Here is a 21,603-nt window from a genome sequence, read left to right as displayed (position 1 = left end):
CACTGGTGTCTACTGCAATAAAATCAAACAACCAATAACGTTAATGATGTTGCCAATATGTTTACAATGATGAGGGGCTGAGTTAGGATGCTACGCCGCTTTTGGCATGGAACCCGTTTTATTAATTACTGCTCAGGAATTTACCATGAAATACTTATTGTCTTTTACCCTGTTTGTTGCCCCTGTATTGGTAAATGCAGAGCAAGATGCGTGCAAAGTGATGGATATTACCACGCTGTCTTATGTTGAGAACGTACAGGATGTCGCCACAGCTGATGTCGGCGCTATTTATCAGGCAAAAACTGAAAGCCTTAGTGCTTTTGCTAAACAGCACAATTTAGAAGACTTTAAAATACTTAGCCAGGATGCGTCGGTAAGTGCAAATTGCTGCGGTAATTTTGGTTTGCAAGTACATATGAGTTACCAGATAGCCTATAAGCCGAGTTACAAAGCGCTTACGGCATTACAGAAGCATAGCGGTTCAGGTATGTTGTCAACGCACCGTACCGGCATGGAATCATGTGCTGAGGATAAATAACGCTAACTTAGCTGCCGCGGGCTGCTTTATAAGCCCGCTTACTTGTTATTTATGTCAGGGATGATTATGCACTTTTTAGCCGCCGCTACCGCTTGGGTAGAACAACAGCAAACTGTTATTTCAGCACAGGGAAGGCGCTTGAGCCATGCAGAGCAGGCTTTAGCTGAAGCCGTTGGCGTAGCACAGCCACAGAACGTCTATGTGCTTGAAGTTCCGGTTATTACGCGGCCGGATAACGCAGAATTAGCGGCAATATGTGATCAATTTGGTTTTTTAACTGAAGACACTATTGGCCTAACACTGGGTTACGGTATTTATATTAAGCAGGGTTATCTGACGTCCCGGCTATTATCACATGAGCTGCGTCACGTGCATCAGTACGAACAAGCAGGTTCAGCGCAAGCATTTTTAAGCCGGTATATCACCGAGGTTATGCAGTTTGGTTATTTGGACGCACCCTACGAAATAGATGCGCGCAGCCAGGAGAGAGAAAGCCTGTTATGACTGCGCTTTAAGCACCCATATTGCGATTAAAGTGAGTAATGTTCACCCCGGGTTTTAGCTGATACAACTGAGCCTGTCTGCCGCCAGAGTGCTGTTTTTGCTCGGTCAGGGTAAACATGTTACTGGCTTCTATTCTGCGCATCAGGCTTTTACGCTGTATTTCTTTACCCAAAATAGTTTCAATAACCGTTTTTAGCTGGCCCACGGTAAAAGTGCTGGGCAGGCAGAATACCGGCAACATACTGTAAAGTGCTTTTTGCTGTAAGCGCTGGTGTGCGTGATGGATAATATGCTGATGGTCAAACGCCAGGGTTAACTGATGTAGCTGGTCAAGCGGCCACCAGCTGACATGTGACACGCTGTTAATGTTACTGCTAACGGGTGTGTAGGGCAGCAGCGCAAAAAAGGCCAGGCTGATACTGTAACCGCGCGGATCGCGATCCGGGCCGGAGAATACCTCTAACTGTTCAAGATAAGCCGGTGTTAGTCCGGTTTTCTGCTGTAACTTGCGCATAGCGCAGGCTTCTACGTCTTTATCTAATGTCACGTCGACAACACCGCCGGGTAAGCTCCAATAATTGTTGTAGGGTTCAGCGGCACGCTTTACCAGTAACACATTAAGCTTGGCGTTATCTATAGCAAACATCACATTGTCGACAGTAAACAGCGGTAGAGTAAAGTGTTGTTCAGTCATGCAAATCCAGCCCAAATAATGTCGTTAGGACACTATATGCCCGATGACGTTATTTATCCAGCTTGTTATAAAAAAAATGTCTAAGTAAATGTCTGGCTATATGTGTCCTAAGGACATACTATAAGTGTCGTTGGGACACTAAATCTTTATTGTGTTTAGTGTTACTTAAATGTGTATTTAGGTGTTAATATTCGCCGTTTTTGGGAGCAGCTATGGAAAACTGTCGTAACAAGGATTTTTACGCGTTACCAGCGTCAGGTAACTGTGGTTATATGCAATTCTGTTTTGGTGCTGGTGAAAACCATATCCGGTTAACCGGTACGCCAGCACGTGACGTCAAACTCTTGTTCCGTTACCAGGGCGATGCTTCTGTTGTTCAGTTACTGCTACTGACCGATGCCTTAAAGCGCGCGGGTGCGGTCAATATCGATCTGTTAATGCCTTACTTCCCGGGGGCACGGCAAGACAGGGTATGTAACCCTGGAGAGCCATTGTCAGTGAAAGTCTATGCCAGCCTGATTAATGCCCAGCAATTTAGTCGTGTAACGCTATTTGATCCGCATAGCGATGTCAGCCCGGCGTTGCTCGATAACGTTAACGTGATTAAAAACCACGCTTTTGTCAAAGATGTGGTTAGCAACCTCGGCAGTGATATTACCCTTATCTCACCTGATGCCGGGGCCAATAAAAAAATCTTTGAATTATCGGCATTTTTAGGCGGGGTGCCGGTGGTGAGGGCCGATAAGATCCGCGATGTCCGCGATGGAAAAATTATCGCGACAGAAGTATTTGCAGACAATTTGCACGGTGCGACCTGTGTCATTGTTGATGATATCTGTGCCGGTGGGCGTACCTTTATAGAGCTGGCAAAAAAGTTAAAGCAAAAAGGTGCTGAAAAAATTGTGCTGCTGGTATCGCATTATGAAGGCAGTGCGAATGAAGATGCATTGCGCCAAAGCGGTATAGATAAGGTGTATTGCACCGATAGCTTGCATGTTACTGGTTCAGATTTTATTAGCGTAGCTGCCGTTACGCCGTTTCTGGTTTCACAAGGAGAGGTAAAATGAAATTAAATCCTGTTATTGCGATTGACGGTTATAAAGTTGATCACCGCCGGCAATACCCTGACGGTACCCAGCTGATCTTCAGTAATCTAACAGCCCGGGGCACCCGGCGTACTTATACCGACAAAATGGTGTTTTTTGGCCTACAGTATTTTATAAAAGATTTTCTGATAGACAGCTGGAACCGGGACTTTTTTCAACAACCGAAAGAGCAGGTTATTGCCGCTTTTGCACGACGCATTAACAATTATCTCGGGCCAAATAATGTTGGCACAGCACATATTGCCGATTTACATGATCTGGGTTACTTACCGATAAAAATCATGGCACTACCAGAGGGGAGTGTTTACCCGTTAAAAGTACCTTGTCTGGTCATTCATAATACCGATGAGCGCTTTTTCTGGTTAACCAACTATCTGGAAACCATTTTATCTGCCAATGTCTGGGGTATGTGCACCAGCGCAACAACGGCGCATCAGTACAAGAAAATTTTGACGCATTTTGCCAGTGAAACAGACGGCAGCACAGAGTTTGTAAACTGGCAGGGGCATGATTTTAGCTTTCGCGGCATGTTTGGCGTGCAGGCCGCGACGATGAGTGGTGCTGCGCATTTACTCAGCTTTACCGGCACCGATACGATTCCGGCCATTGATTTTCTTGAGCAATACTACAACGCTGACAGCGATAAAGAACTGGTTGGTGGTAGTGTGGCGGCAACCGAACATTCTGTTATGTGTGCCGGTGGCATGGAAAACGAGTTGGAAACCTTCCGCCGTTTAATTGAAGATGTCTATCCGCAAGGTATCGTCAGCATAGTGTCAGACTCATGGGATTTCTGGCAGGTGATGACCGACTTTACCGTTAAACTTAAAGACAAAATTTTGGCCAGAGACGGTAAAGTTGTGTTTCGCCCTGATACCGGCTGTCCGGTGAAAGTAATTTGTGGCGATCCGCAAGCAGAACCCGGTAGCCCGGAATATAAGGGCGCTATAGAGTGCCTGTGGCAGGTATTTGGCGGCACCACCACCAGCAAAGGCTACAAAATACTGGACCCGCATGTTGGTCTTATTTACGGCGACTCCATTACCATAGAGCGTGCTGAAGCCATATGCGCTGGTTTAAAAGCCAAAGGTTTTGCGTCAACCAATGTGGTGTTTGGTATTGGCAGTTATACCTATCAATATGTAACGCGCGATACCGACGGTTTTGCCGTTAAAGCGACCTTTGCCAAAGTGGCTGGGGTAGACAGAGAAATATTTAAAGCGCCCAAAACAGATGATGGCACTAAACGTTCAGCCAAAGGTTTGGTTGCGGTATTCAAAGACAGTAATGGCGAGTACTGCTTAAAAGATCAGGCCAGTTGGCAGGATGTTGAAAACTGTGAATTTAACACGGTGTTTGAAAACGGCGAATTGCTGATAAGTCAGAGCCTGACTGAAATACGTCAGCGCCTGGCAAGTTATATCGGCTAAGCGTAAACCCGGAAACCCGGAAACCGGCAGTTTGCCTGTTTCCGGGCCTGATAAAACAGAGATATTGTCGGACAACTAATGAGTTTTGAGCACCTTACTGATTTTGACAAACTGACAAGCTTAAGAGTTGAAAACACGGTTCCAGGTGTGTACCTAAAGGCCTGGCTTGCACTTAGCCAACATTTACCGATAGTTAATAAGGAAAACTGGCTTGAACACCGGCTGGTTACTTTTACTGAAACAGACGATGAGTTTGTCATTTTCATCACACAACCACGCACTCAAAGAATTTTGGGCGGCGGAGATGTGGAGTGTAGACTAAGCAAAGTTGACTACTCAGTGATCAAATACGTTTTTTCCAGGTAGCCCCAGTCTGCTTTAGCAATTACATCAACACTGCCCTTGCCATTATGGCAAAAGCCGCCACCATACCTATAAGCCATACCGCAGAGCGGGCGCTGGCGTAATCCAGCCAATAACACAGTAAGTAGGCTATTCGGCTGGCGATAAATAGCCAAGCTAAGGTTATCGCTGTTTCGTCTACTGCATTTAACCCTACAGCGCTAAATACAGCACAGGCATAAATTAATAATGCTTCAAAACTATTGTAGTGCGCGGCATTAGCGCGCTGGCCAAAGCCAGTGAGGGCAGCTTGTTGCGCGCGTGGGTTGTTGTTGTCATAGCCACCGGCTTTTTGCATCGCCGCGGCCAGTGGGGCCTTAGCTAAAAACGGCAGCAGCATGGCAATAAACAGGGTAATTAATAAGCTGGAAACCATAAACGCTCCGGTCAAAGTAGGGTGATAGTGGGTAGCCTGGCGTGCTGACTTTGGCTGGCAAAATCTGCTAACCTGCAGCCGCGGGACTAATAATAACAAGAGCCCGTGTAGTTATCACAAAAATGGAGCAAAAAAATTGAAGCACTATGTTATTCCGTTTATCGCCGTTGCTACTATGGCAGCGTGCTCAGAAAGTCCGCCTGAGTCATCAAACCTTGCCAGTGCCAGCGGTGCGCTGGTTATGGTAGGGGGCGCGCTTAGTAGTTCAAATACCGCAGTCTATCAGCGTTTTATCAGCCTGGCCGGCGGTAAAAAACAGGCTAAAATTGCCGTTATTCCCGCCGCCAGTAGTCAGCCGGTAAAGTACTTTAGCCAGTTTGTTGCGGACATGCAGCGTTATGGCGTTGCGGCCTCACAAGTCACGCTTATTCCACTGGCGGTGAAAGATGATAAATCGACAGCGGATAAGGACGAAAGCCAATGGCAATACAATGCCAGTGACGCCGAGCTGGCGGCCAGTTTGCACGACTACACCGCAGTGTGGTTTTTAGGTGGCGATCAGCTCAACATCACTGGTACTTTACGTAAAGACAATAGCATAACGCCGTTATTAGACGCCGTGTATAAGCTGTATCAGCGTGGCGGTGTGATTGGTGGTACCAGTGCCGGGGCAGCGATAATGAGCCAGGTGATGATAGCGGCGGGTGATTCCTGGGGCGCACTTACCAGGGGGCTAACCGACAGCTATAACGGTATTCAGGATCAGGAAAATGGCCCGTTAATGCTAAGCCAGGGGCTGGGCTTTTTCCGGCATGGCATTATTGATCAGCATTTTGACCGCAAAGCCCGCTTTGGCCGTTTAGTGGTGGCTGCTGAGCTGAACAAGCAGCAATTTCCGCGTGGCTTTGGCATCGATGAAGATGCCGCCTTAGTGTATGAGGCGAAAACCGGTCTGGTGCAGGCGATTGGTAATGGTGCGGTAACCCTGATTGATGTCAGTGACGCCAGGCGTATCGAAAACCCCAATGGCTACCATATTGAAAATGTGCGTATCAGCGTTTTGCAGGGTGAAGATCAGTATGATCTGGCACAGCAACGTTTCATACCTAATCCGCTTAAACACGCCACAGTGGGGAACGAATACCTGAATATCAGCGCGCCGGTGGTGTCCGGCGTGTTTAGCAGAAACACCCGGCTAAAAGATATGCTGACCTTTGATTTGGTAGATAATAAGGCCGCCTCAGAAGTAGTCAGTTACCTGATGCAAGGCGATGGCGCGGGCTTTACGCTGCGTTTTTCTCAGGATGAGCAAACACAGGGTTACTGGCAATATCTGGATGGGTTAAAAGATAACGGCAGTGCCTATAACGTAAAGCTGGATATTATTCCCAGCCGTTTTAATGTTACTCAGTTAGTGCCATAAATCGATAAAAAAGGCCCGGCTGATAAGCTTCGGGCCTTTTTTCTAAACAGATTACAGCGGCTCAATGGCAAAATTCCCCTGCTTCAAGGCCTCGGCCAATTGCTCCGAGCGTGCAATCACTTCCTGCCAATAGGCAATACGTCGCTTGTCCGGCAGCTTAAAATCATTGCGATCGGGTATTTTGCCAAAGGGCAGTGATCTAACCCACTGGTCGCTGGGACAAAGCAGCACGACATTGTGCAAGTGCGCCTGTTTTGCGCGCCGCCACGGCAAGGATTTATCAAACCAGCCGGGCGTCAGCCTCGGATAAAAATGCGGATACAACACCAGACCCTCACTGCTAAAGGGCAGGTCAAAGTGGTAATCGGTAATGCCGCCATCGTAATACAAACCAGCGCCGGCACCGGCGATGTTTTCTACCGGGTTCAAAACCATAGGGATAGAACCACTGGCTAACACAGCCTGGCGCAGGTTAGCACTTGTCAGCACAACATGCTGCGTCGGTAAAATGCCGGCATGATGAAAGGGTGACGGCGCACCGGGCAGATGAAACAATACGCGCTGAAAAAAGTACTGCAGATGTTTACGGTGGAGCAAATTTGCGCTGGCGGCAAGGCTTAAGGCCGCGGCTTGTAACACTTTATGCCGGGCTGCAGAAATACGCCGTGCTTTGGCGACCACCAGGTTTAGCTTAATTACCGGGTTGTCCAATACTTGTTGAAGCGTGGCATCGTCTGGAAACACATCGTTAATAATGCTGGCCGAAATATCACTGATAAGTGCTGCATCAGCCCCTTTCGGGTAGCATATATGGCTATACGCCTGACAAAAACGCCGCGAGGCGGCAACCGGATCGGCCTGAGCAAAACAGGCAAAACGCCAGGCACCGGCAGAGCTGCCAAGAAGATGCAAAGGTGTGCTGCGCCCGGCAAAAAAGTTACCGAATAAATATTGATCCAGACCATACAGGCAAAACCACTTCGGCCCACCGCTGGCGCCTACCATCACACTAATATCAGCCTGGCGCAGGCCGTATTGTTTAATATGTTTTAGTGCCGTCGGACCGGCCAATACCCGCAGTGCGGAACTACTCACAACCGTCATTCCCTGTTATTTCAGCTGCCGCTGGCATATAGCCGGCGGTACATATGTTCGGCGTAATCATCGGTCATGCCGGAGATGTAATCACAAATAACCCGGGTTTTCAGCTCCGGCTCTGCTTGTTGCCAGCGCAACTGAGTGTTGGCCGGCAGCAGACGTGATGGATCGGAGCAAAAGGCATCAAACAGCGCCATCAACATGTTTTGGCAACGAAAACGGGATTGCTGAATGTCTGGCCTTGAGATCACACAGCGATACACCAATTGCTTTAAACAATGCAAAATGCGTTGTGGCGCATCATCCAGCACAGCATTATAGCGAATAAGCGGCTCCTGAGCCTGCGGTAGTACTTGCGCCAGGGTCACTGAGCTTATCAGTAAGTTTACCAAAGAGCCTATGGCATCTTTACGCAGATGGTGCTGATGGCTAAACAGCGCCTTACCAATGTGCTGCATTTGCTGCGCAAAGGCATCGGGCAGATTATTCCATTCACTATTGGCCAGCCACTGCGCTTCAGTGATATTACCCAGCACTATGGCATCTTCTAAATCATGCACGCCGTAAGCAATGTCATCAGCCAGCTCCATAATAGAGGCATCAAGTGACTTATAGCGTGATTTTATAAAGGGGGAGTGCGGTAGTTGCTCAACTTGCTGAAACAAGGCGCGGTCTGTAGCTGACAGCGGCGCCAAAATCCAGTTTAGGATGTCTTCATCGGCGGCAAAAATGGCTTTGGCCGGCTTCCACGGCGTTAAGTTAAGCGGGTTGTGCGCGCCAGGCGCCGTTGTATCAAACTCAGGCTGCAATACCGGATACTTTAATAAACCCAGCAAAGTGCGGCGCGATAAATCCATACCATGCTGCTGCGTGTAGGGCTCAAGTTTGGCGACGATACGCAGCGTCTGGCCATTGCCCTCAAAGCCGCCGTGGTTAAGCATCTTGTAATTAAGCGCCGTTTCGCCACCATGGCCAAAAGGCGGGTGGCCAATATCGTGCGCCAGGCAAAGCGCTTCCATTAGCGCATCAGCTGGCAAAATAGCGGCAAGCGATGGTGTGGTTTTGCTGCGCAGCTGGTTAACTAAACCGGTGCCAATTTGCGCCGCTTCTAATGAATGCGTTAACCGGGTACGGTAAAAATCATTCTGGCCAATACCCAGAATTTGCGTTTTCGCCTGCAAGCGGCGAAAGGCCGCTGAGTGCAGCACTCGCGCCCGGTCGCGTTGCCAGGGGCTACGCTGATCACCGGGGCGGATATTCTCTGCACCGGAGCGACGTTCCGACCAAACTGAAAATGACATAGCATTCCTTGTTAATTCAAACCACTACAGACAGTAATGCGCTTGTATGTTAGCTGCTTATACTACGTGAAATCCTGACAAACTTCGAGTAGACAAAGGTGGCAAGAAAAGGTTAGACAGTACTGCATTTATACTGTATAAAATAACAGTAATTTAAATCAGGGGAAAACATCATGGCTGTGATCATCAAATATGTGGTTGAACGTAACGGAGCTGAAAAAATGACTTTTACTTCTAAAGCGCAAGCCGATGCTTATGACAAAATGCTCGACACGGCTGATGCACTGACAACGGTACTCAGTCAAACTAAGCTGCTAAGCGACGATAACCAGACTGAAGCACTGGCGCTGTATTTAGCGCAGCACAAAGACGAGTTGCTCGTGGCGCTGGGCGCCAAAAAGCCAGCAGCGAAAGAGAAAACCCCGGCTGAAAAAACCACTAAGGCCAAAATAGCCGCGGTAGAGCAGGCCGCTTAACGTAGCTGCTGCTGTTTTTTCCAGTAGGCGCTAAGATCGGCTTTTACCTCAGGTAACAGCAGATACAGCGCCAATATATTGGGTACCGCCATCAAGAAAATCATTGAGTCGATAAAATCAAATACCGCCATCACATTAGGCACGGCGCCAATAGACACAATAAAGCAAAATAGCACCTTGTACAGCTGAGTAAGTTTAGGGTTATGGCCCACCAAATAGCGCCAGCCGGTTAAACCGTAGTATGACCAGCTGATTACGGTAGAAAAGCCAAACAATAGCAACGCCACCATTAACACCCAGGGAAACCAGCTAAATACCGACGCGAAAGCACCAGAGGTAATTTGCACACCATCCAGCCCCGGTGTTTGATAGGCACCGGTTAAAATAATCACCAGCGCGGTAATAGTGCAAATAACGACGGTGTCAATAAAGGGTTCCAATAACCCAACAAACCCCTGGCTTACCGGATCTTTCACCTGCGCTGCGGCGTGGGCAATAGGCGAGGAGCCAATACCGGCTTCGTTAGAATAGGCGGCGCGGCGAAAGCCCTGGATCAGCACACCAATAAAGCCGCCATAGCTGGCTTCCGGTGTAAAAGCACTTTGTACAATAAGCCACAAGGCTGCAGGAATAGCGCTGTAATGGCTAAACATCACCAGCAGTGAAGCAGCAAGATAAATACCACACATCAGCGGCACTAAAGCACTGGTCACCCGGGCAATACTTTTTAAACCGCCAATAATCACTGCCCCTACCAGCAATGCATACAGGGCGCCAAACAGCCAGGCATTGTCAAAACCGGTCACGCTTTTCATCTGCACAAAGCCCTGATTCACATGAACAAAGCCGGCTGAGCCAAAAATGACAAACACTGAGAACGCCATGGCCAGTGTGCTGCCTAACAGCGGTAAGTTAAATTTGTCCAGTGCCGCTTTAATGTAGTACATCGGGCCGCCGGATACCGTACCGTCGCTATTGAGCTGGCGGTATTTTACCGCCAGCGTACATTCAACAAACTTGGTCGACATGCCCAGCAAACCGGCGACGATCATCCAAAAGGTTGCTCCCGGGCCGCCTAAACTGATGGCGATGGCGACACCAGCAATATTGCCGGTGCCAACAGTGCCGGATAAGGCGGTACTGAGTGCCTGAAAGGGCGTGATTTCGCCTTTAGCGCCGCTGCGTTTGTTGCTGCGTAACAAACTTATCGCATGACCAAAGCCGCGTACATTGATAAAGCCGAGATAAGCGGTAAATACTAAAGCGCCACTGATTAACCAGATAAGCACCAGAGGTATAGCTACACCATTAATATCAAAGGCATAAAACACCACAGCAGATAGCTGTGACGTAAGGTTTGCAAAGGCTTCACCAAAAGAAAACGCAGTAGTCATTTATTATTAGCAGTATGGACGGCTGTAGAATGTTGCAAGACTACTGTGTTCTACCCGCAGATACAAGGGTGAGCACAGTTAACCGGCTGTCGTTGTATCTGATGGCATTTACTTTTAAGCTGCTAACAAAACGAACCGGCTGGTAAACTGCGAATGACAACACAGCATGAACACCCAGGCCTGAATACCGGGCAGCATCATCACCATGGCCACCACCACAGTAGCGAGAGCAGCAATATTGCGCTGGCGTTCTGGCTTAATTTTAGCTTCGCGTTAGTTGAAATCGTCGGAGGCATATTCACCAATAGTGTGGCGATTATTGCCGATGCCATCCACGATTTAGGTGACAGCATGGCGATAGGCTTTGCCTGGATTGCCAGTAAGGTTGCGGCCAAAGCACCCGATGCCCGTTATAGTTACGGTTACCGGCGCTGGTCTTTACTTAGCGCTTTGCTAAGCGGATTGATCCTGATTGCCGGTTCAGTGTGGGTATTAGCTGAAGCAATACCGCGTTTATGGCAACCGCAGCTGCCGCACACCAGTGGTATGTTTGTGCTGGCGCTGGTAGGGATAGCCGTAAATGGCGTAGCGGTACTGCGTTTACGCCGCGGAAAAACTCAAAATGAAAAAGTGCTGAGCTGGCATTTACTCGAAGATGTGCTGGGCTGGATTGCGGTACTCGTTGGTGCCGTGCTGATGTATTTTACCGGTTGGGCCTGGTTGGACCCGCTGCTTTGTATTGGATTTACGCTGTTTATTTTGCTCAACGTAACCAGAAGCCTGCGCCAAACCCTGGCCTTGTTTTTACAGGTGTCGCCAAGCCCGGCGCTGCAACAGGAAATTGAAACGGCACTTAAGCAGCTGGAGTTTGTTAAAGCGGTGCATCACCTACATCTGTGGTCGCTCGATGGTGAGCAACATGTACTTACGCTACATCTTGAGGTCGTCACGCCGGCAAGTCTGGCGGAGCAACTTAACTATAAACAGCAAATTGCTGCACTGCTGGCACCGTATAAGCTCAGCCATACCACGGTTGAGTTTGAAATGGACGATGAGCCATGCCGCGATCAGCCCGCGCCGGTTAAGTAAGGCTTCAGTAAAGCAGATTACACTTTTTAGTCTACCTTATTATTGCCATGTTTGGCCGATAATAAACCCTCTACAGGAGATTGTTATGTTAAAGCGCCCATACAAGCTAACTTACCTGCTCTTACTGTCTTTTGCGCTGCTATCAGGCTGTGCCGGTGGCTTAAATGCCACTGTGGATGAACAGCGCAGCGCGATAACACAGATGCGTACGGCGGTGTTAACCGAGTTGTATCAGCAAAAATCCAGCGCCCGGGCTGAAGTGCAAAAAGCGCCGGGATACGCAGTATTCAGCAATGCTAACGTTAATCTGATCCTGGCCAGCTTTGGTGGCGGTTATGGTGTGGTGCGGGATAACCGCAGTGGTCTTGACACCTATATGAAAATGGGCGAAGTGGGGGTTGGTCTGGGGGCTGGCGTAAAAGATTTTCGTCTGGTAATGGTATTTCACAGCGCCGATGCAATGCAGCGTTTTATCGAGCAGGGCTGGGCTTTTGGTGCTCAGGCAGATGCAGCCGCTAAAGCAGGTGACAAAGGCGGTGCTGTCGGCGCTGAAGCCAGCGTGGATGATGTCACTATTTATCAATTTACTGAAACGGGTCTGGCACTGCAAGCGACCATTAAAGGCACTAAGTTTTGGCGTGACGCTAAGTTAAATTAATAAAAACAGGCCGCGCTCAGGCCGCGCTGCGGCCTGTTTCAGCTGACGATTGCCGGCTTATTGACTGTAACCTGGTAAAAACTGTGCCAGTTTACCCAGTGCTGCAGATAGCTGCTCTTTGTGTGGCAAGAACACTATGCGAAAGTGATCCGGCTCCGGCCAGTTAAAGGCGCGGCCATGCACCAATAACACCTTATGCTGGCGTAAAAAGTCCAGTACAAACAATTCATCATCTTTTATGCGAATTTTTTTACGATCAATTTTCGGGAACAAATACATAGCGCCTTTCGGTCGCATACAGCTGATACCATCAATTTGGGTTACCAGTTTATGCGCCAGATCCATTTGTTCATACAAACGGCCGCCGGGTATTACCAGCTCGTTGATGCTCTGATATCCCCCCAGAGCGGTTTGCACGGCATGCTGACAAGGTACATTGGCGCACAGGCGCATTGACGCTAGTATGTTCAGGCCTTCGATATACTGTCTTGCTAGTTGTTTGGCTCCGGAGATAAATAACCAGCCAACGCGAAAACCGGCAATTCGGTAGTTTTTCGACAAGCCTCCGAAGGTCAGCATAATTAAATCATCAGCCAGCGATGCGGTGCTAACGTGCTCGGTGCCGTCATACAACACTTTGTCGTAAATTTCGTCGCTTAACACCACTAAACGGTGTTCTCGGGCAATTTTTAACAGTTCCAGTAAAAAGGCTTTGTCGTAGACGGCACCGGTTGGGTTGTTTGGGTTAATCAGCACTATCGCTTTGGTTTTCTTGCTGATTTTTTGTTTAATATCCTCTAAATCCGGATACCAATCCTGTTGCTCATCACAGCGGTAATGCACGGCCTTACCGCCGGCAAGGTTTACCGCGGCCGTCCAAAGCGGATAGTCAGGCGAGGGCACTAATACCTCATCGCCATTGTTTATCAGTGCCTGTAGTGACATTAAAATCAGCTCAGACACGCCATTACCAATGTAGACATCATCAGCATCCGCACCCAGAATACCGCGCTGCTGATAATATTGTGCCACTGCAACCCGGGCCGGATAAATGCCTTGCGAGTCGGAGTACCCCTGCGCGGTAGGCAGGTTATGAATAACATGTTTGAGAATTTCATCCGGTGCTTCAAAACCAAAGGGCGCTGGGTTGCCAATATTCAATTTCAGAATACGATGGCCTTCTTCTTCCATACGTTTGGCTTCCTGGGCAACAGGGCCACGAATGTCGTAACAGACTCCGTCTAATTTTGTTGAGCGCTCTATGGGTTTCATAACAACAACCTTCATTACTCCGTTTTAACCGTCCAGACAGCTATATTGCTGTAAAGCTCTGTTTTCACATAACTGCTGCTGCTTTGCAATGGCTAAGCTGGGGTTTTATGCAAAAAAACTCAGCCAATGCAGTTTTTCGTCGTATAAAGTGGCCTGTGCGGGTAAAATGTCTGCGTCTTGTTGTAACAAACAGGTTGCTGCTACAGCGATGGCGCTGTACAGGAAGAGCAACCGATAGGTGATAGATGTTATTGAAAAAAATTGTTATTTTTGCTTTTTGGCTGTTGGTTTGTATTGCGGCGCTAAGCCCTTTTACGGAACTGGAACCGGTAAAACAGCTGGATTCCCTCGAAGAGTGGCAAAAACCCAGCCGTATTACGGCATTAAATGAAGCCGATAAAAAAAAGGTATTGCAGCGCCTGGCGTATACCCAGAGCGCGCCCGTTTTTACCCATTTACCTGACTTTAACCGCTATACGGATACCACTGAAAAGAAGCGGGCTTTTTTCAGTTACCTGCGCCCTTATGTAAAACGGGAAAATGCCAGGTTGCGCTCACTGCGCCAGCAGCTGCTTGATATACAACAAAAGAAGCAAAAGCGGTTGAAAATATCGCTGGAGGAGTATGCCTTTTTATACAGCTTGTATGATGAGTTTCGGATGGACGTGGCCGAAACAGATGAAAGCATGCTGGACGAACTGTTAAAACGGGTAGACGTCATACCTGAAACCCTGGTACTGATGCAGGCGGCAAATGAATCTGCCTGGGGCACCAGCCGCTTTGCGGTTGAAGGTTATAACTTTTTCGGCCAGTGGTGTTTTCGTGAAGGCTGCGGCCTGATCCCCAACTCACGGCTGGAAGGGCAAAGTCATGAAGTGGCGAAATTTGCTACTCCGGCGGCCAGTATTAAAAGTTATTTTTATAATTTGAATACTTTTCATACCTACGCGTCGCTGCGGGATATCAGAGCGCGGTTACGCCGCGAAGGCAAGCCGGTACGCGGCGAGGCGCTGGCGGCGGGGTTGGGTGCCTATTCAGAGCGTGGTGATGACTATATTGCAGAGATCAGCGGCATGATCCGCTTTAACCGCAAGTTACTGGAAGAATAAAATGCGTTGTATATTGCCTTTGTTATTGTTGGTGGTAACGCCGGTATCTGCTGATTTATTGCTGAATTACAATGGCTTTTACGGCCGGATGAAAAAACTGCAACAGCCAGAGTACAGCGATATAACACTGGCATTTGCTTTAACCGGCGAAAAAACCGGCGCACCTTGCCGCTTTTACAGTATCAAGCTGATCAGTGATATTCACGATATAACACTGGATATGGCAGGCAATGGTGAGATAAGCCTGCCTTATGATCAGGCGCTAAAAGACAGCAACGCCGTGCTGCAAGTATTGCAAGCTGACAATACCGAAGCCTGCCAGGTACAGTTCAGGCTGCGCTCACGCATGCGATTGCCAACAGAGCTTAGCGTAACGCAGTTAGCGCATTATCGCAGCCAGTTCGACTTACTGCTGGACGATATGGCCGGGCTGGGTAAATATTGGCTACCCGAGGTCAGTGGTGTGATAGTTGAGTTTGCCGAAACGGTGCAGCCACCCGCAGTGCAGCCTGACAATGCTGCACACACGCAGTGTGTGGATAAGCGTTGTTATATCAGGCTGAACCAGCCATTGCCGGACAACAGCCGCTGGTTGTTTCAGCAGCGCCCGGCGTACTTACTGCCACTGATTGACGCCAGTGCTGATTAACTCAGCACTGAAAGCCCTGTTAGCTAAGCGCCACTATCGGGATTGCCTGCAAGGCATCAGGCGCTGAGCTGTCTTCGTCATTAACCAAGCCCACTGGTATTGCCGGTACTGCGTCCTTGTCAAAGGCGGTGTCGCGTTCATTTAGCGGGGTGTCTTTAGTCAGGCTGGCAAAATCAAACAGGCTGTTGTCGGCCATATGTGATGGCACTATGTTCTGCATGGCCTGAAACATAGTTTCAATCCGGCCCGGAAAGCGTTTATCCCAATCTTGCAGCATTTCTTTGACGACCTGACGTTGTAAGCCGTCCTGTGAACCGCAAAGATTACACGGAATAATCGGAAACTGCCGCGCATTTGAGTATTTTTCGATATCTTTTTCTTTGCAATACGCCAGCGGCCGGATCACGATGTGTTCACCATTGTCGCTGACCAGCTTAGGCGGCATTGACTTCATCTTGCCGCCATAAAACATGTTTAAAAACAGCGTTTCAAGCATATCATCGCGATGATGGCCTAAGGCTATTTTGGTGGCACCCAGCTCCTTTGCTGTGCGATATAAAATACCGCGGCGCAGCCGCGAGCACAGCGAACAGGTAGTTTTACCTTCAGGTATTTTTTCTTTGACAATTGAATAGGTATCTTCGGTCACTATCTTATAATCAACGCCAATGCTATCCAGATAGCCGGGTAATACCTCGGCCGGAAAGCCGGGTTGCTTCTGATCCAGATTTACCGCGACGATGGAAAAACTAATGGGGGCCGATTGCTGCAGGTTAAGCAGTATGTCCAGCAGGGTGTAGGAGTCTTTACCGCCGGACAGACACACCATAATCTTGTCGCCTTCTTCAATCATATTGAAATCGGCAATGGCCTGACCTACGCCACGGCGCAAACGTTTGTGCAATTTATTCAGATTATATTGTGCTTTAGCGTGCGCTGCGTGTGTCATAACCACTACTACCAGAATGAAAAAGGCGCACATTATAGCCAACAGTGCGCCAATACCAAAGTGGAGGCGGTGCAAATCTCAGTCTTTTTGCAACGGACAAACAAAATTAGCCGGTTTCACGGCCAATACATCGCAATCCAGCCGGTCTATCACATGTTCAGCGGTGTTACCTATGATGGCAGCAGATAAGCCGGTGCGGCCAATAGTGCCAATGACCACCATTTCAGCATCCAGTTGCTTGGCGATAGCAGGCAACACATCTTCAGGCATACCTTCCTGTACATGGTAATGCGTTGGCGCTATGTCAAACTGCCTTGCCAGCTTGGCTACCGCATCAAGATGGTGATGCTTCATGGTGCTGTTGTATTCCTGCGGGTTAAACTCCGGTATTTCGATGGCGATATTAACCGGTGTACCCGGATAGGCATTCACCAGATGGGTTTCGGCGCTAAGCATCGCCGCCATTTGCCTGGCTTTGGTAATAACGCGCTGATTCAGCGATAAATGATGCTCTTGTTCGCTGCCCGCATTAACGGCAGCAATAATATTGCCAGCCTTGGGCCAGTCGTGGTCTTTGACCAGTAATACCGGGCAAGGGCATTTACGCAGGATGTGCCAGTCGGTTGGGGTGAAGATCATTGACTTGAGCACATCATGGTCGTGCGTGCCTTTAATAACCAAATCGTAGTTATCTTCAAGCACGGCAAGCACTATGGCTTCAAAGGGCCGGTTGTGCCACACCACTTTAATATCGATATTAATACCACCGGCGCGGGGGGCGGCCAGGTAATCGCTGATCCACAACTCCCGATCTTTAATTACCGCCTGGCGCATCGACTCGCGCTCTTCGCCTGAGAGCATAGTGGTCATTTCATAGGAAAAGTCGTACACCGATAGGAAAGCAGTAAGTTTGCCACCTTGCAAGCGCACTAACTCAATGGCACGGTTCAGGGCTTTTTGCTGCTCAGTGGTAGGGTCGAGCACCACCAGGATATTATTGTAGGTTGACATAACTGACTCCACATTAAGAACATAAGCTAAGTGTAGTCAAAATAGCGCGGAATGCTGGCAGCGGCTTTGCGCCAGCGCAAGGTTGATCCCGTTATATTTGCGCGCGGTACTTAACAGTGCGCTGTCAGGGCGGCTAAGCGTGTCAGCGCCTGCGTATCTTTGATGCTAATAAGTTTGCCATCTACCTGAATTAACTGTTCTTTATCAAGCTTACTTAATAAACGGCTGATGGTTTCTACGGTCAGGCCTAAGTAATTGCCAATGTCACTTCGGGTCATCGTCAGGCGAAACTCACTGCCAGAGAAGCCTCTGCTGGCATAACGTTGACCCAGTTGTGATAAGAAGGTGGCCAGTTTTTGCTCTGCTGTTTTGCGATTAAGCAATAACATCATTTGCTGATCTGCCTGAATATCCTGGCTCATCAGCCGCATCATTTGTTGGCGCAAGCGTGGTAGCTGATCTAGCAGCTGCTCCAGATTAGGTAACGGGATTTCGCATACCATCGCGGTTTCCAGTGCTTCGGCATAACTTGGGTGCAGCTGGTTACTTAAGCCATCAAAACCGACGATATCACCAGGCAAATGAAAACCGGTGATTTGTTGCTCACCCTGATCCGTTAACGTAAAGGTTTTAAACGAGCCGGTACGAATAGCGTACAGGGATTTTTGCGAACTGCCAGATTCAAACAGCATATCCCCTTTGTGCATAGGCTTTTTACGCTGAATGATATCGTCCAGTTTATTCATTTCTGCATCATTGAGTGAAAACGGCAGACACAACTGGCTGAAGCCACAATCCTGACAGTTTATTGCAGAGCGTTGCATAATCGCGTCCTTTACCTTTCTCTAAAATGCCAACACCGCCTAGCTTAAAAAACCAGTCGCCGGATAGCAAGCCAAATCGTATAACAGGCATAAATTGCCAGTAAAGCCGCGGCGCTATAACGAAACAGCAACATGTTTTTCAACTTTGTCAGTGTATTAGCAGCGCTACCGGTCGCCACAATAGCGGGCGTGGTACCAAAGCCGAATGCCAGCATCAGCACAGCACCATGCACAGCACTCCCGCTGGCCAGGCTCCAGCCTAAGGTGCTGTATACCAAACCACAGGGCAGGGTGCCCCAACACAGGCCATAAGCATAAGCTTTAACCGAGGAGTCCAGCGGTAACAGCCTGCGGGCAATGGGTTGAACCTTGCGCCACAGCAGTTGCCCGATCCGTTCCAGCTTAACTAAACCAAACCAAAGCCTGCTGATATATAGCGCCATCATCAGCAGCAGCACGCCAGCGAGTAAACGCAGCCATAATAACGAGCTGCCAGCCAGCTGCATGGCGCTGGCACCAAAGTAACCCACCACAGCACCAAACAGCGCATAGCTACTCAGCCTGCCGAGGCTTAACAACACTTGCAGCTGTAACTTGCGGCCAATACCTTGCGCCGGCATGGCTAACTGTAGTGCGCTGGCAATGCCGCCACACATCACCAGACAATGGCTGCTGCCAATCAGGCCAATGACAAAAGCGGCAATGACATCAGCGGCGAGGCTATTCATTGCCCGGGTTTATCCTCAGGTTTTTCGGCAGTTTTGCTACTTGCTTTACGTTCTTCATCGAACAAAATGCTAAAACCTTCTTTATCCAGATCATCAAACTGGCGCGCTCTGACGGCCCAGAAAAATACGCTCAGGCCAATAATGACAAACAAAATAGCGATGGGGATCAGTACGTAGATAATACTCATTTTTTCAGCAGCCTTAACGAATTTGATACCACCAGCAATGAACTGAACGACATACCCAGCACCGCGATATAAGGCGAGACAAAACCGGCGACGGCCAGCGGTATAATCAGTAAATTATAACCCACTGCCCAGCGCAGGTTTTGTTTAATTATGCCCTGCGCCTTATTACTGCCTTCAAGCAGCGCGCTTAACAATTGGATGCTGGGTTGTAACAATACCACGTCGGCTTGATTTTTTGACAGGTCGCTGCCGGTTTCCAGCGTGACAGAGACATGGGCAGCATGAAAACCAGGGCTGTCGTTAATACCATCGCCCAGCATCATCACTTTATGGCCGGCACGCACCAGCTGGTTGATTTCGTCAACTTTTTGTTCCGGGCTACAACCTTTTACCATGGTATCAAACTGTAATTGTTGCTGTAGCTGGTCAGCCTGGGATGAGCTGTCACCCGTTAGCATCATTAATTTATAGCCGCCTTGCCTAAGCTGTTGCAGTAATTCCGGAACCTCCCTGCGCAGTGCATCCTGCAGTTCAACGGCTGCAACTGCTTGCTTGTCGATGCTCAGATACACCATCGCGCCGGTATCATTGACATGGCAAAAAGCCGCGCTGCCAACGCTAATCTGCTGGGCGTTATACTGTGCTCTGATACCGGCACCGACTTGGATATCGACGTCAGTTAACGGTAATTTTTGAGTCAGGTAAGGGGCAAAGGCTTTGCTGATTGGATGCTCTGAGTATACTTCCAGGTTAGCAATCAGGTTAAGCGCATCGGCTTGGCTAAGTTCCGGGCTAAACAGCTGCACCGCTTTAACCGAAAAACGCCCCTCGGTGAGGGTGCCGGTTTTATCAAACACGATATAACTCAGCTGTGGTAATACATCTAATACACCTGCGTTTTTAATTAAAATACCGCGCCGGTTTAAATTGGCCAGCGCACAGGTTACCGCCGTTGGCGCCGCTAAACTTAAGGCACAAGGACAGGTCGCAACCAGCACCGATAAGGTCACCCAGAATGCGCGGTCAGTATCAAGCCAGACATACCAAAGCACAAAGGTTGCAGCGGCAATAAGCAGTAAGCGCTCGACAAAATAACGTGCTAAGCGGTCAGTTTTTTCCAGCACAGCGGGTTTTTGACTTAAAGTGCGTTGCTGCAACTGAATGATCTGGCCTAAGCGCGACGCCGCTAAAGGCTGAGTTACCTTTACCTGCAACAAACCATCATGATTGACACTGCCGGCCAAAACGGTGTCGCCAATACGTTTAGCTACCGGCGCGTACTCACCGGTCAGCATAGACTCATCCGCAGAGCTGGAACCGAGCGTGACCTCACCGTCAGCAGCAATGGTTTCACCGGGTTTAATCAGAATAACATCACCGCCGTTAAGCCGGCGAGCCGATACAATCTGTTGCTCAGTGTCGTTAAGCAACGTGGCGCTAACCGGCATGATTTTCAGCAGATTACTGGTGGCATCGCGTGCTCGTGCCCTGGCGCGATATTCAAAGAATTTGCCCAGCTGCAGTAAAAACGTAAACATACACACTGATTCAAAATACACTTCGCCGGTATTAAAAACAGTGGCATACGCTGAGGCAAAAAAGGTGTAGTAAATTGCCAGACTAACCGGTACATCCATGTTCATCTGACGGGCTTTAATGCCACGCCAGGCGCTTTTGACAAAGGGCAGGGCGGCGTAAAGGACAACGGGTAAGGTTAATATTAAACTTATCCAGCGCAGGTAACCCTGATGTGATGCCTCGATACCGGTATAGTCACCGAAGTACAATGCCACTGCCAGCATCATCACTTGCATCGTCATAATGCCGGCGACGGCCAACCGCTTTAAGAAACGGTTCAACTCTGTTTTAAACTGTTGTTCTTCCTGATCGGCAACAAAAGGGCTGGCCTGGTAACCAATTTTGGCCAGGCTTTGTAAAATTGTGCTCAGCGGCGTTTGCTCTGCATTCCAGCTCAGATGACAGCGTGCCGTCGCAGAATTGACGTTTACCTGCTGCACGGCCGTTAACTGGCGCAGTTGTTTTTCGATTAACCAGGCGCAGGCTGCACAGCTGATGCCGCTAACGGATAGCTCGATTTCAGTCAGCTCTCCCTGTTGTTGGCTGACATCGGCTAAAACCTCTGCAGCATCAAAGCTACTGAGTTCGCTAAGTAAGTGCTCTGGCAGGGCATCAGCTTTGCTGGCCGGTTCAGTTCGAAAACGGTAATAGTCAGCCAGAGCGCTGCTGATAATGGTATCTGCCACCGCCTGACAGCCGACACAGCAAAAAGCTCTGCTTTGGCCATCAAAAGACAGGGTGAAATTAAGGCCGGCAGGAACCGGTTCATTGCAATGAAAACAGCGTTCAGTGCTCACGGTTAACCT

Annotated in this window: 23 protein-coding genes; 11 read left to right on the top strand and 12 right to left on the bottom strand. The window is 48.9% G+C overall.

Annotated features, from left to right (window positions below):
- The first annotated feature begins 145 nt into the window (after positions 1 to 145).
- Together EYB30_RS14610 and EYB30_RS14605 are read left to right on the top strand one after the other, a co-directional pair.
- A complete protein-coding gene (locus tag EYB30_RS14610) occupies positions 146 to 538 on the top strand; it encodes a hypothetical protein (protein WP_166839641.1) in 393 nt (130 codons plus the stop codon).
- Between the two features lie 66 nt (positions 539 to 604).
- Positions 605 to 1,042, top strand: a complete 438-nt coding sequence (locus EYB30_RS14605) for a hypothetical protein (protein ID WP_166839640.1) — start codon at positions 605 to 607, stop codon at positions 1,040 to 1,042.
- 7 nt (positions 1,043 to 1,049) lie between these two features.
- On the opposite strand, the gene EYB30_RS14600 is transcribed toward EYB30_RS14605, so the two are convergent.
- The gene (locus EYB30_RS14600) at positions 1,050 to 1,736 is read right to left on the bottom strand and encodes an NUDIX domain-containing protein (RefSeq protein WP_166839639.1); all 687 of its coding nucleotides are present in this window, start codon (positions 1,734 to 1,736) and stop codon (positions 1,050 to 1,052) included.
- A 212-nt stretch (positions 1,737 to 1,948) separates the two neighbouring features.
- Here EYB30_RS14600 and prs point away from each other — a divergent pair, with 212 nt between their 5' ends.
- The 3 genes from prs to EYB30_RS14585 all read left to right on the top strand — a co-directional run bounded on the left by prs (position 1,949) and on the right by EYB30_RS14585 (position 4,638).
- Positions 1,949 to 2,803 carry a ribose-phosphate diphosphokinase gene (gene prs, locus EYB30_RS14595; RefSeq protein WP_166839638.1) on the top strand — a complete coding sequence of 285 codons (855 nt, stop codon included), beginning with the start codon at positions 1,949 to 1,951 and terminating at the stop codon, positions 2,801 to 2,803.
- Positions 2,800 to 4,272 carry a nicotinate phosphoribosyltransferase gene (locus EYB30_RS14590; RefSeq protein ID WP_166839637.1) on the top strand — a complete coding sequence of 491 codons (1,473 nt, stop codon included), beginning with the start codon at positions 2,800 to 2,802 and terminating at the stop codon, positions 4,270 to 4,272. The genes prs and EYB30_RS14590 overlap by 4 nt, the downstream gene beginning before the upstream one ends.
- Before the next feature lie 78 nt (positions 4,273 to 4,350).
- Positions 4,351 to 4,638 carry a hypothetical protein gene (locus tag EYB30_RS14585; RefSeq protein ID WP_166839636.1) on the top strand — a complete coding sequence of 96 codons (288 nt, stop codon included), beginning with the start codon at positions 4,351 to 4,353 and terminating at the stop codon, positions 4,636 to 4,638.
- A 19-nt stretch (positions 4,639 to 4,657) separates the two neighbouring features.
- Here EYB30_RS14585 and EYB30_RS14580 read toward each other — a convergent pair whose 3' ends face one another.
- Positions 4,658 to 5,050: an MAPEG family protein gene (locus EYB30_RS14580; RefSeq protein ID WP_166839635.1), complete on the bottom strand. Its 393-nt coding sequence runs from the start codon at positions 5,048 to 5,050 to the stop codon at positions 4,658 to 4,660.
- A 136-nt stretch (positions 5,051 to 5,186) separates the two neighbouring features.
- Here EYB30_RS14580 and EYB30_RS14575 point away from each other — a divergent pair, with 136 nt between their 5' ends.
- Positions 5,187 to 6,473, top strand: a complete 1,287-nt coding sequence (locus EYB30_RS14575) for a cyanophycinase (protein ID WP_166839634.1) — start codon at positions 5,187 to 5,189, stop codon at positions 6,471 to 6,473.
- Positions 6,474 to 6,524: 51 nt separating this feature from the next.
- Here EYB30_RS14575 and EYB30_RS14570 read toward each other — a convergent pair whose 3' ends face one another.
- Positions 6,525 to 7,577: a patatin-like phospholipase family protein gene (locus EYB30_RS14570; RefSeq protein ID WP_166839633.1), complete on the bottom strand. Its 1,053-nt coding sequence runs from the start codon at positions 7,575 to 7,577 to the stop codon at positions 6,525 to 6,527.
- A gap of 11 nt (positions 7,578 to 7,588) precedes the next feature.
- Positions 7,589 to 8,872 carry an anti-phage deoxyguanosine triphosphatase gene (locus EYB30_RS14565; protein WP_166839632.1) on the bottom strand — a complete coding sequence of 428 codons (1,284 nt, stop codon included), beginning with the start codon at positions 8,870 to 8,872 and terminating at the stop codon, positions 7,589 to 7,591.
- A gap of 173 nt (positions 8,873 to 9,045) precedes the next feature.
- Here EYB30_RS14565 and EYB30_RS14560 point away from each other — a divergent pair, with 173 nt between their 5' ends.
- Positions 9,046 to 9,348: a YebG family protein gene (locus EYB30_RS14560; RefSeq protein ID WP_166839631.1), complete on the top strand. Its 303-nt coding sequence runs from the start codon at positions 9,046 to 9,048 to the stop codon at positions 9,346 to 9,348.
- Here EYB30_RS14560 and EYB30_RS14555 read toward each other — a convergent pair.
- Positions 9,345 to 10,742 carry an alanine/glycine:cation symporter family protein gene (locus EYB30_RS14555; RefSeq protein WP_166839630.1) on the bottom strand — a complete coding sequence of 466 codons (1,398 nt, stop codon included), beginning with the start codon at positions 10,740 to 10,742 and terminating at the stop codon, positions 9,345 to 9,347. The genes EYB30_RS14560 and EYB30_RS14555 overlap by 4 nt on opposite strands.
- 153 nt (positions 10,743 to 10,895) lie before the next feature.
- On the opposite strand from EYB30_RS14555, the gene EYB30_RS14550 reads away from it, so the two are divergent.
- Positions 10,896 to 11,831 (top strand): cation diffusion facilitator family transporter, encoded by a 936-nt coding sequence (locus tag EYB30_RS14550; RefSeq protein ID WP_166839629.1) that lies wholly within the window; start codon positions 10,896 to 10,898, stop codon positions 11,829 to 11,831.
- Positions 11,832 to 11,916: 85 nt separating this feature from the next.
- Positions 11,917 to 12,489, top strand: coding sequence for a lipid-binding SYLF domain-containing protein (locus EYB30_RS14545; RefSeq protein WP_166839628.1), 573 nt, complete (start codon positions 11,917 to 11,919; stop codon positions 12,487 to 12,489).
- Positions 12,490 to 12,546: 57 nt separating this feature from the next.
- On the opposite strand, the gene EYB30_RS14540 is transcribed toward EYB30_RS14545, so the two are convergent.
- Positions 12,547 to 13,761, bottom strand: coding sequence for a pyridoxal phosphate-dependent aminotransferase (locus EYB30_RS14540; protein ID WP_166839627.1), 1,215 nt, complete (start codon positions 13,759 to 13,761; stop codon positions 12,547 to 12,549).
- A 245-nt stretch (positions 13,762 to 14,006) separates the two neighbouring features.
- Between EYB30_RS14540 and EYB30_RS14535 the strand changes: the two genes are divergently transcribed.
- On the top strand, positions 14,007 to 14,870 hold the full coding sequence (locus EYB30_RS14535) for a glucosaminidase domain-containing protein (RefSeq protein WP_166839626.1): 864 nt from the start codon (positions 14,007 to 14,009) through the stop codon (positions 14,868 to 14,870).
- 1 nt (position 14,871) lies between these two features.
- Entirely contained in the window at positions 14,872 to 15,519 is a 648-nt protein-coding gene (locus tag EYB30_RS14530; RefSeq protein ID WP_166839625.1) for a DUF2987 domain-containing protein, read from the top strand.
- 19 nt (positions 15,520 to 15,538) lie between these two features.
- Here the strand turns inward: EYB30_RS14530 and ttcA are convergent, their stop codons facing one another.
- From ttcA to EYB30_RS14500, 6 genes are all read right to left on the bottom strand, one after another.
- Positions 15,539 to 16,468, bottom strand: a complete 930-nt coding sequence (gene ttcA, locus EYB30_RS14525) for a tRNA 2-thiocytidine(32) synthetase TtcA (RefSeq protein ID WP_166839624.1) — start codon at positions 16,466 to 16,468, stop codon at positions 15,539 to 15,541.
- Between the two features lie 78 nt (positions 16,469 to 16,546).
- Positions 16,547 to 17,479 (bottom strand): universal stress protein UspE, encoded by a 933-nt coding sequence (gene uspE, locus EYB30_RS14520; protein WP_166839623.1) that lies wholly within the window; start codon positions 17,477 to 17,479, stop codon positions 16,547 to 16,549.
- Positions 17,480 to 17,589: 110 nt separating this feature from the next.
- Positions 17,590 to 18,303: a fumarate/nitrate reduction transcriptional regulator Fnr gene (fnr, locus tag EYB30_RS14515; protein ID WP_166839622.1), complete on the bottom strand. Its 714-nt coding sequence runs from the start codon at positions 18,301 to 18,303 to the stop codon at positions 17,590 to 17,592.
- Positions 18,304 to 18,347: 44 nt separating this feature from the next.
- A complete protein-coding gene (locus tag EYB30_RS14510; RefSeq protein WP_166839621.1) occupies positions 18,348 to 19,031 on the bottom strand; it encodes a sulfite exporter TauE/SafE family protein in 684 nt (227 codons plus the stop codon).
- The gene (ccoS, locus tag EYB30_RS14505) at positions 19,028 to 19,219 is read right to left on the bottom strand and encodes a cbb3-type cytochrome oxidase assembly protein CcoS (protein ID WP_166839620.1); all 192 of its coding nucleotides are present in this window, start codon (positions 19,217 to 19,219) and stop codon (positions 19,028 to 19,030) included. The genes EYB30_RS14510 and ccoS overlap by 4 nt, the downstream gene beginning before the upstream one ends.
- Positions 19,216 to 21,594, bottom strand: a complete 2,379-nt coding sequence (locus EYB30_RS14500) for a heavy metal translocating P-type ATPase (protein ID WP_166839619.1) — start codon at positions 21,592 to 21,594, stop codon at positions 19,216 to 19,218. The genes ccoS and EYB30_RS14500 overlap by 4 nt, the downstream gene beginning before the upstream one ends.
- Positions 21,595 to 21,603 lie beyond the last annotated feature (9 nt).

The organism is Rheinheimera pleomorphica, assembly GCF_011634895.1.
GTDB lineage: Bacteria > Pseudomonadota > Gammaproteobacteria > Enterobacterales > Alteromonadaceae > Alishewanella > Alishewanella pleomorphica.
The sequence above is the reverse complement of the archived record's forward strand: the minus strand, read 5'-3'. Positions and strand labels throughout refer to the sequence as shown.